15 protein-coding genes are annotated in these 15379 nt (G+C 64.8%); 9 read left to right on the top strand and 6 right to left on the bottom strand.

The genetic code is table 11. The features are described 5' to 3' along the window. Positions 1-97: 97 nt before the first annotated feature. Positions 98-1093 (top strand): cell wall hydrolase, encoded by a 996-nt coding sequence (locus ASC89_RS09545; protein ID WP_200940435.1) that lies wholly within the window; start codon positions 98-100, stop codon positions 1091-1093. A 409-nt stretch (positions 1094-1502) separates the two neighbouring features. On the opposite strand, the gene ASC89_RS09550 is transcribed toward ASC89_RS09545, so the two are convergent. From ASC89_RS09550 to ASC89_RS09575, 6 genes are all read right to left on the bottom strand, one after another. Then, the gene (locus tag ASC89_RS09550; protein WP_055997071.1) at positions 1503-2105 is read right to left on the bottom strand and encodes an NAD(P)H-dependent oxidoreductase; all 603 of its coding nucleotides are present in this window, start codon (positions 2103-2105) and stop codon (positions 1503-1505) included. Further along, positions 2102-3514 carry an FAD-binding oxidoreductase gene (locus tag ASC89_RS09555; protein ID WP_407065065.1) on the bottom strand — a complete coding sequence of 471 codons (1413 nt, stop codon included), beginning with the start codon at positions 3512-3514 and terminating at the stop codon, positions 2102-2104. The genes ASC89_RS09550 and ASC89_RS09555 overlap by 4 nt, the downstream gene beginning before the upstream one ends. Next, entirely contained in the window at positions 3515-4831 is a 1317-nt protein-coding gene (locus tag ASC89_RS09560) for a cytosine deaminase (protein WP_244488430.1), read from the bottom strand. Positions 4832-4833: 2 nt separating this feature from the next. Further along, positions 4834-5700, bottom strand: a complete 867-nt coding sequence (locus ASC89_RS28450; protein ID WP_407065063.1) for an ABC transporter permease — start codon at positions 5698-5700, stop codon at positions 4834-4836. Continuing rightward, complete coding sequence (locus ASC89_RS09570) at positions 5697-6461, bottom strand: ABC transporter ATP-binding protein (protein ID WP_082528476.1); 765 nt, start codon at positions 6459-6461, stop codon at positions 5697-5699. The genes ASC89_RS28450 and ASC89_RS09570 overlap by 4 nt, the downstream gene beginning before the upstream one ends. 138 nt (positions 6462-6599) lie before the next feature. Further along, positions 6600-7601: an ABC transporter substrate-binding protein gene (locus ASC89_RS09575; RefSeq protein ID WP_055997083.1), complete on the bottom strand. Its 1002-nt coding sequence runs from the start codon at positions 7599-7601 to the stop codon at positions 6600-6602. 229 nt (positions 7602-7830) lie between these two features. Here ASC89_RS09575 and ASC89_RS09580 point away from each other — a divergent pair, with 229 nt between their 5' ends. The 8 genes from ASC89_RS09580 (at position 7831) to ASC89_RS09615 (ending at position 15378) form a co-directional block, all read left to right on the top strand. Continuing rightward, entirely contained in the window at positions 7831-8220 is a 390-nt protein-coding gene (locus ASC89_RS09580) for a RidA family protein (protein ID WP_055885150.1), read from the top strand. 121 nt (positions 8221-8341) lie between these two features. Next, complete coding sequence (locus ASC89_RS09585) at positions 8342-9136, top strand: creatininase family protein (protein WP_055997086.1); 795 nt, start codon at positions 8342-8344, stop codon at positions 9134-9136. A 24-nt stretch (positions 9137-9160) separates the two neighbouring features. After that, the gene (locus ASC89_RS09590) at positions 9161-9712 is read left to right on the top strand and encodes an imm11 family protein (protein ID WP_055997089.1); all 552 of its coding nucleotides are present in this window, start codon (positions 9161-9163) and stop codon (positions 9710-9712) included. A 52-nt stretch (positions 9713-9764) separates the two neighbouring features. Further along, positions 9765-11318: an aromatic amino acid lyase gene (locus ASC89_RS09595; RefSeq protein WP_055997092.1), complete on the top strand. Its 1554-nt coding sequence runs from the start codon at positions 9765-9767 to the stop codon at positions 11316-11318. 93 nt (positions 11319-11411) lie between these two features. After that, entirely contained in the window at positions 11412-12320 is a 909-nt protein-coding gene (locus tag ASC89_RS09600) for an ABC transporter substrate-binding protein (RefSeq protein WP_055997095.1), read from the top strand. 193 nt (positions 12321-12513) lie between these two features. Further along, a complete protein-coding gene (locus ASC89_RS09605) occupies positions 12514-13701 on the top strand; it encodes an ABC transporter permease (RefSeq protein ID WP_200940436.1) in 1188 nt (395 codons plus the stop codon). Beyond that, positions 13694-14632, top strand: a complete 939-nt coding sequence (locus ASC89_RS09610) for an ABC transporter ATP-binding protein (RefSeq protein WP_055997098.1) — start codon at positions 13694-13696, stop codon at positions 14630-14632. Before ASC89_RS09605 ends, ASC89_RS09610 begins: the two co-directional genes overlap by 8 nt. Beyond that, positions 14629-15378, top strand: a complete 750-nt coding sequence (locus ASC89_RS09615) for an ABC transporter permease (RefSeq protein ID WP_055997101.1) — start codon at positions 14629-14631, stop codon at positions 15376-15378. The genes ASC89_RS09610 and ASC89_RS09615 overlap by 4 nt, the downstream gene beginning before the upstream one ends. Position 15379: the final 1 nt, after the last annotated feature.

Below are 15379 nucleotides of genomic sequence, written 5' to 3' on the forward strand. Positions count from 1 at the left end.
GCCGGCGCGTCGTTTGTTGCGTTCGCGTGGATAGTAAAGCGTTCTGATGGCCCAGTACCGGACCACCCCGACGCGTCGGGCTCGCAATGAGCTCGCCGTGCTCAAGACATGCGCAGGTTTCGCGCTCGCAGTTTTCGCCGTCGCCGGCTTGACCGGCGCTGCACACGCCCCCGATGGCGGGTCGCTTTCGGCATACGAGGCCAGCTTAACGCGGCCGACCCTCAGTCGTTCCGGCACCGATGTGATCATCACCGGTTCGATCGACAACATCTTCCTGTCGCAGAGCTTCGTCGGCGCCAACCGCGCCATCAAGCAGGATCGCGCCCGCCCCACCGTGGAGCTGGCCGAACTGACCGCCAGCTTTGCCGATATCCGCGCCAAAATCGCCGCCGCCCGCAACCCCAAGGGGGTTACGCCGGAGACAGTTGAGACAGCGAAGGCGGACCTCTCGGACCTGACCAAGAGCGACACCAAGCTGCCCAAGGATATGCCGGTCGCCGTCGCCGCACTGAACCCCGCCTGGACCTCGCCGGCGCTCGACGCCATCGAGGGGCTTGCCGGTACCGGCAGCGATGTGCCGATGCCGCACACCATGTCGCAGAAGCTCGCCTATGCGCGCGCCGACTTGCCGGCAACGGTGTTCGACGGTTCGGTGTTGAACAAGTCGGGCAAGAAGGTTTCCGACAAGGAAGTCTGGTGCATGGCCACGGCCATCTATTTCGAATCCCGCGGCGAGAGCTATCGCGGCCAGGTGGCGGTGGGGCAGGTGGTGATGAACCGCGTCGCCCATAAGCTCTACCCCGACACCATCTGCGGCGTGGTGTTCCAGAACCAGAGTAAGCGCAACGCCTGCCAGTTCTCCTTCGCCTGCGACGGCATCCCGGAAAAGATCAACGACGACAAGTCGTGGAAGCAGGCCATGGCCATCGCCAAGGACGTGATCTCGGGCAAGGAATACCTGACCGAGGTCGGCTACTCGACCCACTACCACGCCACCTACGTCTACCCGCACTGGGCGCCGCGCATGAAGAAGAACGTGAAGATCGGCATGCACGTCTTCTACCAGTTCAAGCGTGGCTGGAAGTTCGGCTGATAAGGGGCTGGCACGGGATCGAATTCGCTCGATCGACGTCGCACGTTCCTTCTCCGCGAGGTGGGTTAGGAATAGGGTCGAGTTCTGGCCCTGGAAGGTTACCCAAACTCGGTGTCATCCCAGCGAAAGCTGGGACCCAACTCGCCGCAGCACAAGTGGGTAGATGGGTCCCAGCTTTCGCTGGGATGACATCGGTGTGTGAGGCGATCGCAGTGGATCAACGCGACCACCGTTCGCCACGATCATCGTCTGTCGATCCCGCGGTTTAGCTCAAAGACGAAGACCCAGGCTCGATGTCATCCCCGCGAAAACGGGGATCTCCGTTTGCCGCACTCTCCGCAAACAGAGCTTCCCGCTTTCGCGGGAATGACCCGGCGCAGGGGGCACACGAGGCGAGTAGAGGGCGATCTCAGAACGTCGCCATCTTCCGCTTCACCTTGTCGATGAACCCCTTCAACCCAGCCTCGGTCTGATTGTTCATGTCATAGAGCGCCAGGTAGGTCGGCGGCATCAGGGTGCCGAAGGTGGCCCAGGCCCAGCGCATGGCGAGGCGGCGCGGCGGGTCGCCCATGATCATGGTGCGGAAGCGATCGCCGCCATAGGTGGTGACATAGGCGACCTTCCGGATGTTCTTCATCCCCGGGATCAGCTTGCCCTTGTCCGGCGCGTCGCCGCCTTCCAGCACGAAAGCCACGCCCGGCAGGAAGATCCGGTCGAAAAAGCCCTTGAGGATCGCCGGATAGCCGTAGTTCCACACCGGGTGGACGAAGACGATCTTGTCGGCGGCGCGCAGCCGATCGACATAGGGCTTGATGATTGGCGTCAGGTTGCCCGGCACATCGTGATACTCGAGCCGTTCGGCGCGGCTCATCGCGGCCTGGAAATCCTCTTCGTAGAGATTGAGCGCATCGACCTCGTCGCCCTTGGCCCGGAGGGACTCGCAGACCGCGTGGAACAGCGCGCGGTTGTAGCTGGTTTCGACCGGGTGGGCGTGGACGACGAGGACCTTCATTCAGCCGCGCCGCCGAGTGTGTAAAGGCCGGTGAACAGCCAGGTGCGGCCGGATTCGAAATCGAAATCCGGATCGTCCCAGGCGATCATCTTGCCGGGGTTCAGGATGCCCTTGGGGTCGGCTTCCTTCTTGAACTGCAGCTGCGCCCGGTCGGTGCGCTTCATGCCGCCTTCTTCGAGGGTATAGCGGTGCGGGTTGAAGACGAGGCAGCCATTCTCCTCGTGCAGCCGGATGATCTCCTCGAGCCGCTCCTCCGAGCTGTAGCGGACGATCGGCAGGCCGGAGAACACCACGCGGCCGTCGAAGCGGGTCATCTCGATATGCATCGGCAGCTCGTCGCCGAACGTGTCCACCGCCCACTTTACATGTGCGAGGTCGGGGTACTGGGTCTGGAGGTACGTGATGGTCGGATCGATCTTCAGCCCGCGCAGCGTGGTGTGGTTCCAGGCCAGCTCGTAGATCGGCGGCAGCTTGGCCTTCTCCTCGGGCGTCAGCGTGTCGGCGCGATAGAGCAGGTCGCCTTCATGGAAGGCGACGAAGTCGACCAGTGCGGGCACTGCGGCCGGGGCAGCCATCAGCAGCACCACCGATTGCTCGCGGCTGCGGATATAGGGGCGGTGGCGGTTGAAATAGTCGTGCGCCACCGGCGCTGCGACCGGCGAGATTTCCTTGCACAGCAGGCCATCCTGCAGCGCCACCTGCTCGGCAAAGGCGCAGGCATCGATGATCGAATCGAAGCCGACCATCATGTCGACCCAGTCGTAATGCGCGGTCAGCGGCATCTCGGCTTCGACGATGATGCCGTTAGTGCCGTAGGCGTGCGCCACCTTGAGGATGTCGGGGCCGCGCAGATCGAGGATGCGCGGCTCGGCCTCGCAGGTGACGACCTTCAGGCCCAGGATGTTGCCGAAATTGCGCAGGCCGCCCCAGCGGATCGAGCCAACGCCGCCCGAACCGCCGGCGATGAAGCCGCCGAGCGAGGCCATGCGATAGGTCGAGGGATGGAAGCGCAGCTCGCCGCTGACCGCGTGGATGGTTTGCTCGTCGAGCTGCTCGAGGATGACGCCAGCTTCGGCGCGCACCCGGTCCTGCTCGATCTTGATCACCTTGTTGAGGTTCATCAGGTTGAGCATGGCGCCACCCGAGAGCGGCATCGCCTGGCCGTAATTGCCGGTGCCGGCGCCGCGCGGGGTCACCGGCACGTCGTATTTGAAGGCCTCGCGCAGCACGGTGACCACTTCGTCGACTGACCGCGGCGAGACCACGATCTCGGCGGTGACCCCTTCGAGCTGCTGCTTCAGGCGCGGCGAATACCAGTAATGGTCGCGGCTCTTCTGCTGCACGATGCGCGGGTTGTCTTCGACCGGAATGTCGCCGAGAGCGGCGCGAAAGCCAGAAATGTCCATCAGTTACTCCATCAGGTCGTCGAGTTCGCGATAATCGGGAAGGCTCGGATCGATCGCCTTGCCGGTGCGCAGCACGATGCGGTCATGTTGCGGGCGGGCGTTGAGCTCGGTCCAGCTGCGGGCCCGGAACAGAACCAGATCGGCCGGCGCGCCGACTTCGATCACCGCCTTGTAGGTAAAGCCGGCATGCGCCGCCGGGGCCGAACCGACGGCGCGCACCCAGTCCCAGGCCTGGTCTTGCGGGTGATCGAACTGCAGGATCCGCGCCCCCTCGCGCAGCACCTCGACGCCGTCGAGGTCGCCATAGGCATAGAACGGGTCGCGGGTATTGTCCGAGGCGATGGCGACGACCGCGCCGGCCGCCTTGAATTCGTTGAGCAGCGTGGCTCCGCGGCGGATCGGGGTGCGCACGGTACCGTTCGTGTTGACCCGGTCCTGCAGGTAAATGTTGCACATCGGCAGCGAGACGATGGCGATGCCGGCCTCGACCGCCTTGTCGATGGTCAGCCGCTGGGTGCGCTCGTCCTGCACGGTGAGGACGCAGCAATGGCCGGCCATCACCTTGCCGGTAAAGCCGGTTTCCAGCACCGCCTCGGCGAGATGCAGCAAGGCGTGCGCCGTCGGGTCGCCCGTTTCATCGGTATGGAGATCGAGATCGAGGCCAAGCTCGCCGGCCTTCTCGACCACCCGCAGCATGGCTTCCTTGGAGCGGGCATATTCGGCGACCGAGCCGCCGAGAATGCCACCCGAAGCTTTCACCTGCTGCGCCACCGCATCGAGCTCGTCCGGGTTCACCAGCGTGTCCGGCCCGACGATCGACACAGCCTGCAATTCGATACGGCCAGCCCAGCGCGTCCGCATCTGTTCGAACAGCGACCAGCTGATCTCGTGCTGCGGCGGCGCGCTGTCGAGATGCGTGCGGATCGCCGCGGTGCCATGTGCATAGGCACAGCGCAGCGCGAAATCGAAGCGGCGCTCGACATCGGCGGCGGCCCAGTTGCGCTCGCGATCGGCGCCGACGGCGAGCAGCGCCCCGAGCCAGGTCCCGTCAGGGTTCGGTTTGCGCGGCCAGATGTGGCCTTTGTCGAGATGGGTGTGGATATCGACGAAGGCCGGCAGGATCAGCCCGGCATCGAGATCGTAGCTCGGGCCGTCGATGGGCGTCGAGCCGGCCGGACGAATGGAGACGATGCGGCCATCGGCGATCTCGATGTCGACACTCTCCACCTCGCCGCTACCGACCTTGCCGCGCGCCGCGCTCGGGATCCGGGCGTTGCGTAGCGTTACAGTACCGGTCGACAGGGCAGGGGTGCCGTGCAAGCTCAATTCTCCCGCTTCAACGCGCTCTCGTGCCAGCGGTGGAGCAGCAGCCAGGAGATCAGGCTGGTGAGGGCGAAGATGGCGACGCCCGTGATCATCAGCAGCACCAGCGCAGCGTAGAGGCGCGGATAGTTTAGGCGGTAGCCCGATTCCAGCAGGCGGAAGGCGAGGCCCGAACCGCGACCAGCCGAGCCTACTGCGAACTCTGCGACCACCGCCGCAATCAATGACAGCCCGCCGCCGATGCGCAGGGCTGCCGCGAAATAGGGCAGGGACGAGGGGAGCTTGAGGTAGATAAGCGTCTGCCAGCGGCTGGCGCCGTTGAGCTCGAACAGGTTGAGCAGGTTGTGATCGACGCTCTTCAGCCCCGCCACCATGTTGGAGAGGATCGGGAAGAACGCGACGATGAACGCGCAGGTCAAAAGAACCGTCTGCGGGTCCTTGATGTAGATGATCAGCAGCGGCGCGATGGCGATCATCGGCGTCACCTGCAGGATCACCGCGAACGGGAAGATCGCCAGTTCGATCCATTTGGACTGGACAAGGATGATCGCGAGCCCAACCCCGCCGATGAGCGCCAGAGCGAGCGCCAGCAGCGTAACTCTCAGCGTGACCAGCAGCGACGGATAGAGCGTCGGCCAGTCGGTAAAGAGCGTGGTCACGACGGTGAGCGGCGCCGGCATGATGTAATGCGGCACGTTGTTGACGGTGATGTGGAGCTGCCAGAGCCCGATCGCCAGCGCCACCATGGCAACTGGGATGACGACGCGCAGGATGCGCTCGGTCATGCTGGTCCGGCTGGCAACGATGGCGACGGCGCTGTCGGTGCCGGCTTCAGAGGATTTGATTGCGGTTGCAGCGTCGCTCATTTGCCGGCCGCTCCGATCTCGATGGCTTCCTGCAGGGCGCGCGACACCGTGTCGGTGGTGGCGCGGTACTCCTCTGAGGTGCGGTAGTGGGAGTCGCGCGTCAGCGAGGTCTTGATCGGCAGGTCGGAATAGACCTGACCGGGGCGGGCGCGCATGACGACGATGCGGTTGGAGAGGAATGCGCTCTCGAACACCGAGTGGGTGACGAAGATCACCGTGATGCCGCTGTCGCGCCAGAGGCGCAGCACATCGTCATTGAGCTTCTGCCGGGTGATTTCATCGAGCGCCGCGAAGGGCTCGTCCATCAAGAGGAGCTTGGGTTTGGTGACCAGAGCACGAGCGATCGAGACGCGCATCTTCATGCCGCCGGACAGTTCGCGCGGATAGGCTTTGTGGAAATCGGCGAGGCCGACCGAAGTCAGCACTTCCATGATGCGCGGGCGCGCCTCTGATTTCGATACGCCGTTGAGGCGCAGCGGCAGGTAGACGTTGCTGAACACCGTAGCCCACGGCATCAGCGTCGGTTCCTGGAACACAAAGCCGATATCGCCCTTGGGCTTTCCGCGGCTGTCGAGCTGGCTTGATGGCCAGTCGATGCTGCCGGTGGAGGGCTCGCCGAGGCCGGCGATGATGCGGAGCGCCGTCGATTTGCCGCAGCCCGAGGGGCCCAGCAGCGACAGGAACTCGCCGCGCTGCACATTCAGCGTCATGTCCTTGAGGGCAAGAGTGCCATTCGAGAACAGTTTCGAGACATTGCGCATCGAGACCAGGACGCGGCCCGGAGCGGTGTCGGTGGCCGGCGCAGCGGCGAGAGTGGTGTCAGTCAATGAAAGCACGCCCAGGTTAGGGTCGGAACGGCGCCGGCGGAATCGCCGACGCCGATGGCTCGAATAGCCGTGTTATTTCACGAGGTCTACGCCGAGGCCCTGGCAAACCAGCTCGGTCGTGAAAGCTTGTGTATAGTCGATGCCGGCTTCGTAGAGGCCAACCTTCACGCCCTCGTCGTAGTAGGCCTTCCAGCGGGCGTCGGTCATGCAGCCGATGCCCTTGGTCTCAGCGTCGCCCGAGATCACGATGCCGTATTCCTTCATCTTGGCGATGGAATAGGCGATCTGCTCGTCGGTCATCTCAGGATTGTCGGCCTTGATCAGGGCGTTGCCGGCAGCGTTGTCACCGTAGAGGTAATTGTACCAGCCGATGATCGAGGCCTCGACGAAGCGCTTGGCGACGTCCTTGTTGGCGTCGAACCAGGGCTTCATGGTCTCGATGGTGGTCGAATAGGGAGCGTAGCCCTGGTCGGCCAGCAGCCACACATCCGGCGCGAAACCGGCTTCCTTCTCGATCGAGTATGGCTCTGAGGTCAGGTAGCCCTGCTGGATGGCGCCTTCGTCGGCGAGGAACGAGGCCGGGTTGAACTGGTACGGCTCATACTTTTCCTCGACGAACTCCGGCCAGGTCGCCTTCATCCACAGGAAGTAGGACGACAGCGCGTCGGCGGCGAGGATGTACTTGCTGGCGCCGGCCAGCTCCGGGAACGTCTTGTACTTGCCCGGGTGCGAAATCAGGATCTGCGGATCCTTCTGGAAGATCGCGGCCAGCGTGACCGTCGGGATGCCTTCCTTGACGCTGTTGATCGCGGTGGTGGTGCCGCCCATGTAGAACTGGATCTGCCCGGCGACCAGCTGCGGGCGCATCGGCGCCTGCGGGCCGCCCTGCGCGATGGTGACATCGAGGCCGTATTTGGCATAGGTGCCATCAGCCACGGCCTGGTAGTAGCCGCCGTGCTCCGCCTGGGCTAGCCAGTTGGTGCCGAAGGTTACCTTGTCCTGCGCCATGGCGCCGCCCATGCCCAATGCCAGCGTTACCACGCCAGCGGAAATGAGCTTGGTGAAGTCGATCATCGTTAGTCTCCCTGTTAAGGTATCCGCCGGGGCTTGTCCCCCGCCCGGCCGTTAGGCAAACTTCCGTGCCCGAGGGCACACAGAGCATTCATTCCGCGCCGGATTGCAAAAGAAAAGCCCAAAATTGCGCCATTCAGCGAAGTGCCGCTGGAATAGGCAATACGGTTCAGAATGGGGCTTACATTCGCTGTCGTTTGACGCTTAGCTGAGCATACACATCGGGGGTCCTGTGCATAAGCCGCTTTCGCCTTCATCGATTCACCCCGCGTTCTCGCAATACAGCCTCGGCATCGAGGTCAGTTCGCGCTCGCGCTACGTGTTCTGTTCCGGCCAGATCGGCATCACGGCCGACGGAACGATTCCCCCCGATTGTGCCGGCCAGACCCGCGTCTGCTTCGACAATATCGCTGCCGTGCTGGCCGAGGCCGGCATGGGATTCGGCGACGTGGTGAAGCTTAATGCCTTCGTCACCGGCCGCGAGCATCTCGCCGAATACATGAAGGTGCGCAACGAGCTGTTCCCCGAGCCATTCCCGGCCTCGACGCTGATGATCGTCAGCGGCTTCGCCCGACCCGAGTTCGTCGTCGAGATCGAGGCGATTGCTGCGATCCCCAGCTGACCTTGGAGCATCTTCGTCGTTTCTCTGAAACGGCGAAGATGCTCCAAGGTTTTGATTTGTCACACTTTTCGAACCGGAAAAGTCTGCAACTCTCCCGAAAGTGCTCTGCGAAAGACTTGAGATGACCTACCGCAAGATCTGGTGGAATGACTTTTCCGCCTTCGAATTCCATGGCATCGACCCCAACAAAACCATCGCAGTGTTCCCCACTGCCGCAGTCGAACAGCATGGGCCGCATCTGCCGGTTGGCACCGACACCATCATCAACCAGGGGCACCTCGATCTCCTGGTCGAGCGCGCACCCCATGATCTCGACATCCGTATCCTGCCGGTGCAGGCGATCGGCAAATCCAACGAGCACATCTGGCAGACCGGGACGCTGAGCCACACCGCGACCAACCTGATCGATGCCTGGACGCAGATCGGGCTCGAGATCGCCCGTGCTGGCGTCAAGAAGGTGGTCTTCGTCAACTCGCATGGCGGGAACGTCTCGATCCTCGACATCGTGGCGCGCGAACTCCGGGTGCGCGCCGGCATGTTGGCGGTGAAGACCGGCTGGAGCCAGTACTGGCCCAAGGACATCTATTCCGACATCGAGAACCGCCACGGCATCCACGGCGGCGACAGCGAAACCTCCGTGGTGATGCACCTCAGGCCCGAGCTGGTGAACCGCGACAAGCTGCAGGATTACCCCTCGGTCGCGGCGCGCGACGAGCAGGCCTACAAATACATGCGGCCCACGGGAGCAACGAGCTACGCCTGGATCGCCAGCGATATCAACCCGCTCGGCGCGGCCGGCGACGCGCACCTGGCGACGCCCGACAAGGGGCGGATCACCGTCGAGACGGCAGTCGGCAGTTTCATCGAGCTGCTGCGCGAGGTGGAGCGCTACCCGCTGCCGGGGACGCGGGGGTAGTATCGCCCACAAGAGGTCTCCCGAATGTCCTTCTATCGACTGGGTTTCGACCACACTATCCAGCCGCAGTGGTTCTTGTCTGAGCCGACCGATGAGGCTGGCCAAGCGATCGATCCCAGGGCATTAACGGAGGGGCAATCCTACATAGGACCGAGGCCGCGTAAGCTCACGGTTCTGCAGCAGGGGTTGGAGTTGGACTTCAGTTTCGGGCCATTCGACATGCCCGTCGTACGATGCAGAATTGGTGACGCACTGGAAGAGCTGTGCGGTCCGAGCATCGAGCGCTTTCCAGTTCACATAGCCGGTGTGCCTGGGTTCGAGGTGCTGAACGTTACGAGTGCGCTAGATTGCTTCGACTATGCAAACTCCGTCTACACCTTGTGGCCAGAAGGCGGTGATCGACCCGAAAAGGTGGGCGAGCTGCGAATGGTGCTAGAGTTGCGCATCGATCCAGAACGCGTTGGGAATGCTCACCTGTTCAGAGTTGACGGTTGGCCGATTGCGCTGATCGCGTCCTCCTTCTTGAAGGAAGTGCTTGAAGGGACCGCGACCGGCCTGACCTTTACGCCGGTGTAGCTACTATCGCCGTCCCATTGCATGGCACTGCGGCACCCGCTAATCCCTGTAGATGCATCACTTTCAGACCCAGTCCGATACTCTTTCACTCGACGGCAAGCCCATGAGTTTTGCGAGTCTGGCGCGGGTCGGCGCACGAGCGGTTTCGCTCGCGGCCGACGCCGCCGCGATGGCGCGGGTCGATGTCGCCCGCAAGGTGGTCGAGGACAAGATCGCGCGCGGCGAGCCGGTGTATGGCGCCAATACCGGCGTCGGCGCCATGAAGGATGTCGAGTGGTCGCCCGAGGAGCTCGAAACGTTCAACCTCGGGCTGGTGCGGGCGCATCATTTCGGCACTGGCGCGCCGTTCCCCAGTTCGGTGGTGCGGAGCGCCATGGCGATCCGCGTCAATACCGCATTGACCGGCCGCGTCGGTTGTTCGCGCGCGCTGGTCGACGCCTACCTGGCGCTGCTCGATAAGGACGTGGTGCCGGTGGTGCGGCGTACCGGCTCGATCGGCACCGCCGATATCGGGTTGATGGGCCAGATCGGCGCCGTACTGACCGGCGTCGGCGAGGCGGTGTACCAGAACCGGCGCATGTCGGCCGAAGCGGCGCTGGCCGAAGCGGGGCTCGTGCCCTGCCGCATGGCGCCGCGCGACAGCCTCGCATCGATCAGCGTCAACGCCGTGGGCTTTGCCGCCGCCGCCGAGGCGGTGCGCTCGGCCGCTTCGGCGATGCGCATGCTGCTCGCCACCGGCCTCACCACTGCCGGTGCGCTCGGCGCATCGCGCGACCCGTGGAAGGCCGTGGCGCATGTGGGGACCGAGCGCGAGGCCGAGATCGGCGCCTGGCTCTATCACAACGCCATGGGCTGGGACTGGCCGAACGCCACGCATGTGCAGGACCCGCTGTCGCTGCGCATGATGGCGCAGGTGTTCGGCTCTGGCTTCGATACTCTGCTGGTCGCCGGCCGCACCGTGCTCGCCGCCACCGGCCGCACCGATGACAACCCGGTAGTGGTCGACGGACAGGTGCTGACCTCAGGCGGCTCCCTGCCGCTCGACGTGACCATCTACCTGCAGACGGCGCAGCTGGCGCTGGCGCATGCGGCGCGCAACTCGTTCAACCGTTGCGTGCTGCTGTCGAACGGCGCCCGGCGCGATCTGCCGATCAACCTGGTGCCGCGCGGCGCCATCGCCACCGGCTTTGGCCCGATCATCAAGCTGGCGGGCGAACTCTTCGCGCGCGCCCTGTCGATGGCGATGCCGGTCTCGGCGCAATCGCTGGTTGTCGCCGCCGGGCTCGAGGACGAGGTGTCGTTCCTGCCGCTGGTGGTCGAGCGATTCGAGCGGCAGGTGCGGGCGCTGAAGCGTCTGGCGGCCCTAGAGGGCCTGCTCGCCGCGCAGGCGATGGACATTCACGGCGACCGTCCGAGCGGTGTGCCCGCGATGATCTACGACAAGGTCAGGCAGCACGCCGCCTTCTACGTGGTGGACCGGCCACTTTCTGCGGAAGTCGAAATCATTGAAAGCGATCTGGGTTCGGAACAGAGCATGGCGGAACTGATTTCCCACGCGCCCATTCCTGCACTGGACGAGTTTTTCGCGCTGGGCCCCGTCGCGTAGCATGCCGGAGTATGACTTTTCCTTGGCGCCCGTATAGGTTTGGCGCCAATTCCGGCCCAGGGACTGCACGGCCGGAACAATAAGGAGACCATCATGCTTTCGAAGAAACTGCTCGGCGCTGCTGTCGCGCTGGCCTTCACGGTGACCGCTGCGAATGCCCAGGTCGTCGTGTCGTCGAAGATCGATACCGAAGGTGGCTTGCTCGGCAACATCATCAGCCAGGTGCTGCAGGCCAATGGCGTCGCCGTGACCGAGAAGATCCAGCTCGGCGGCACGCCCGTCGTGCGCCAGGCGATCACCGCCGGCGAGATCGACATCTATCCAGAATATACCGGCAACGCCGCGTTCTTCTTCGAGAAGGCCGACGACCCGCTGTGGAACGACGCCGCCAAGGCCTATGCCGAGGCGAAGAAACTCGACTACGACGCCAACAAGATCGTCTGGCTGTCCCCCGCTCCTGCCAACAACACCTGGGCAGTGGCCGTCCGCAAGGATGTCGCCGATGCCAACAAGCTCGCGACCTTCAGTGAGCTCGGCGCCTATATCGCCGGCGGCGGCAACATCAAGCTGGCCGCCTCGGCCGAGTTCGTCTCGTCCCCGGCCGCCTTGCCGAAGTTCCAGGAAGTCTACGGCTTCACTCTGAAGCCCGACCAGCTGGTGACCCTCTCCGGTGGTGACACCGCGGCGACCATCGCTGCCGCTGCGCAGCAGACCAACGGCGTCAACGCCGCCATGGTCTACGGCACCGACGGCGGCATCGCTCCCTCGGGTCTGGTGGTGATGACCGACGACAAGGGCGTGCAGCCGGTCTACGAGCCGGCCCCGATCATCCGCGAGGCCGTGCTGCAGGCCAATCCGCAGATCGAAGAGCTGCTGAAGCCGGTATTCGCCAAGCTCGACCTGGCGACGCTGCAGACGCTCAACGGCCGCATCCAGGTCGGTGGCGAAGCCGCCAAGGACGTCGCCATCGACTGGCTGAAGACCAACGGCTTCCTGAAGTAAGCTGCCGCACGGTCAGTGCATTTTGGGGGTGGGCAGGACGACTGCCCACCCCTAGTGTTTTCGGCATGACGCGCTTCGGCAATGACCACCGCCTGTCATCCCTGCGAAAGCAGGGACCCATCGCCCAGCCCGCGCTGGCTGCGAGTTGGGTCCCTGCTTTCGCAGGGATGACATCGAGTATGGAGCGAGACCGGTGACCGACGCTGCGATCGCCGCACCGACACGAAGCTTCGCCGTCGATAAGCTCGGCGTGCTGATCGCCGCGCTCGCCGCCATCGCCGCCTTCCTGCCCTTCGCCGCGTTCCGCGCCAACCGCATCGTGCTCGGGGAGGCCAAGGGTCTCTTCGCCGCGCTCCCCGGCTGGGAAGCTGCGGCCCTCGCCATCGTGCTGGCCGCCGGCATCGGCATCGCGCTGTTCCGGACGCCGACGCTGTGGCGGCTGGCCACCAGCCTCGTCGTGCTGGCGCTGCTGTTCGTCGCCATCGGCCACGCCGGCACCTTCCTCACGCCACCGGGTGACAAGATCGCCCGCGTCTCGCCCGGCGCCGGTTTCTGGCTCTTGATCTTTGCCTTCGCTTTGCTGGCCGCCGACGCCATAGCGCGGCTGAAGCTGAAGCCATGGACGCGCATCGGCGTGCTGGCGGCGGTGGCCCTGTTCTTCGCCGTGCTGCTCGGCTCGGGCACGCTGAACGATCTCTCGATCCTCCGCGAATATGCCAATCGCGGCGATACCTTCTGGCGTGAGGCGCAAACGCATCTGGCGCTGGCGCTGGGTTCGCTCGCCGCGGCAACGGTGGCCGGCATCCCGATCGGCATTCTCTGCCATCGCAGCGATGCCTGGCGCGCGCCGGTGCTGAACGTGCTGAACGCCATCCAGACCATCCCGTCGATCGCGCTGTTTGGCCTCTTGATCGCGCCGCTCGCCTGGGTGGCGGCCAACATCCCGGGCGCCTCGGCCGTCGGCATCTCCGGCATCGGCGCGGCGCCGGCCATGGTGGCGCTGTTCGCCTATTCGCTGCTGCCGGTGGTCGCCAACACTGTGGTCGGCCTCGATGGCGTGCCGCCCGCCGCCAATGACGCGGCCAAGGGCATGGGCATGACCGACTGGCAGCGGCTGGTGACCGTCGAGTTTCCGCTGGCCTTTCCGGTGATCCTCACCGGCATCCGCATCGTGCTGGTGCAGAATATCGGCCTCGCCACCATTGCCGCGCTGATCGGTGGCGGCGGTTTTGGCGTCTTCGTGTTCCAGGGCGTCGGGCAGACGGCGATGGACCTGGTGCTGCTCGGCGCCGTACCCACCGTGGCGCTCGCCTTCGCCGCGGCTGTCGTGCTGGACGCAATTGTCGAAATGGTCTCACCCAAGGATACGCGCCGTGATTGAGATCGAAGCCCTCACCAAGGACTATCTCGAGCTGACCGTGGTCGACCACGTCGGCCTCACCGTCGCCGACGGCGAGATCGCGGTGATCGTCGGCACCTCCGGGTCAGGCAAGACCACGCTGTTGCGGATGATCAACCGATTGATCGAGCCGACCTCGGGCACGGTGAAGATCGATGGCCAGGATACCCGGGATGTGCCGGCCTTCGAGCTCAGGCGCCGCATCGGCTACGCCATCCAGGGGCACGGGCTGTTCCCGCACCGCACCGTCGGGCAGAACATTGCCACGGTCCCGACCCTGCTCGGCTGGGACAAGGGCAAGATCGCGGCGCGGGTCGATGAACTGCTGGAACTGTTTCAGCTGCCGGCGGCGGAGTTTCGCGACCGTATGCCGAGCGAACTGTCCGGCGGCCAGCAGCAGCGCGTTGGGGTGGCACGGGCCCTCGCCGCCGAGCCGAAACTGCTGCTGATGGACGAACCGTTCGGCGCGCTCGACCCGATCATCCGCGCCAAGGCGCAATCGGACCTGCTCGCCATCCAGAAGCGCTTCGGCACCACCATCGTCTTGGTGACGCACGACATGGAGGAGGCGATCCATCTCGGTTCGCGCATCGCCGTGATGGATAAGGGTAAGCTCCTGCAATACGCGCCGCCGGACGAGATCATCGCCCGGCCCGCAACGCCGTTCGTTGCCGAACTGATCGGCACCGGCGAGCGGCCGTTCCGGCTGCTGTCGCTGGGCAAGGTCCGCGACCTGGTCGAGTCCGGCCCGGCACAGGGCGAGCCGATCTCCGCCGACGCCTCACTGCGCGACGCCTATGCCGAGTGCCTGTGGACCGGCCGCGAGATGCTGCCGGTGGTCGATGCCGATGGCGCCAGCATCGGCCGCATCCGTCGCGACGACATCGCCCACAAGGCCGAGCGCCCGCAATGAAGCCGGGGCTGATCATCCGGCTGGTGGTTCTGGCGCTGCTGGTGGCGTTCATCGTCACGCCGGAGAGCTTCGCCTGGGTGTTCCAGCCGCTGACCAAGAACGGCCAGCCGGCGATCTACGTGCAGAACTCGCTGCTCAACCTCACCGTAAGCCACCTGACCATCGTCGCCATCGCCACCATCGCCTCGACGTTGCTGGCGGTGGGTCTCGCCATTCTCGTCACCCGGCCATTCGGCGCCGAATTTCTGCCGTTGAGCCGCTCGCTCGCCAATATCGGCCAGACCTTTCCGCCGGTGGCGGTGCTGGCACTGGCCGTGCCGGTACTGGGCTTCGGCACCGCGCCGACGCTGGTGGCGCTGTTCCTCTACGGCCTGCTGCCGATCTTCGAGAACGCCCTCACCGGCCTCACCACCTTGCCGCCCGCCGTGACCGAAGCGGCCCGCGGCGTCGGGATGACCGACCGGCAGCGGCTGCTGGGCGTGGAACTGCCGCTGGCAACGCCGGTGATCCTCGCCGGCATCCGGCTCTCGGTAGTGATCTCGGTGGCGACGGCCACTATCGGCTCGACCGTCGCGGCCTCGACGCTGGGCGAGGTGATCATCGCCGGGCTGCTCAGCAATAACCTCGCCTTCATCGCCCAGGGCGGGCTGGTGGTCGGCGTGATGGCGGTTCTGATCTATGATGCGCTTTCGGCGCTCGAGCGGGCACTGATGGCCCGCACCGGCCAGCGCCGGCAGCACGCGTAGG

Origin of the sequence: Devosia sp. Root413D1 (genome assembly GCF_001425235.1) — a bacterium.
GTDB lineage: Bacteria > Pseudomonadota > Alphaproteobacteria > Rhizobiales > Devosiaceae > Devosia_A.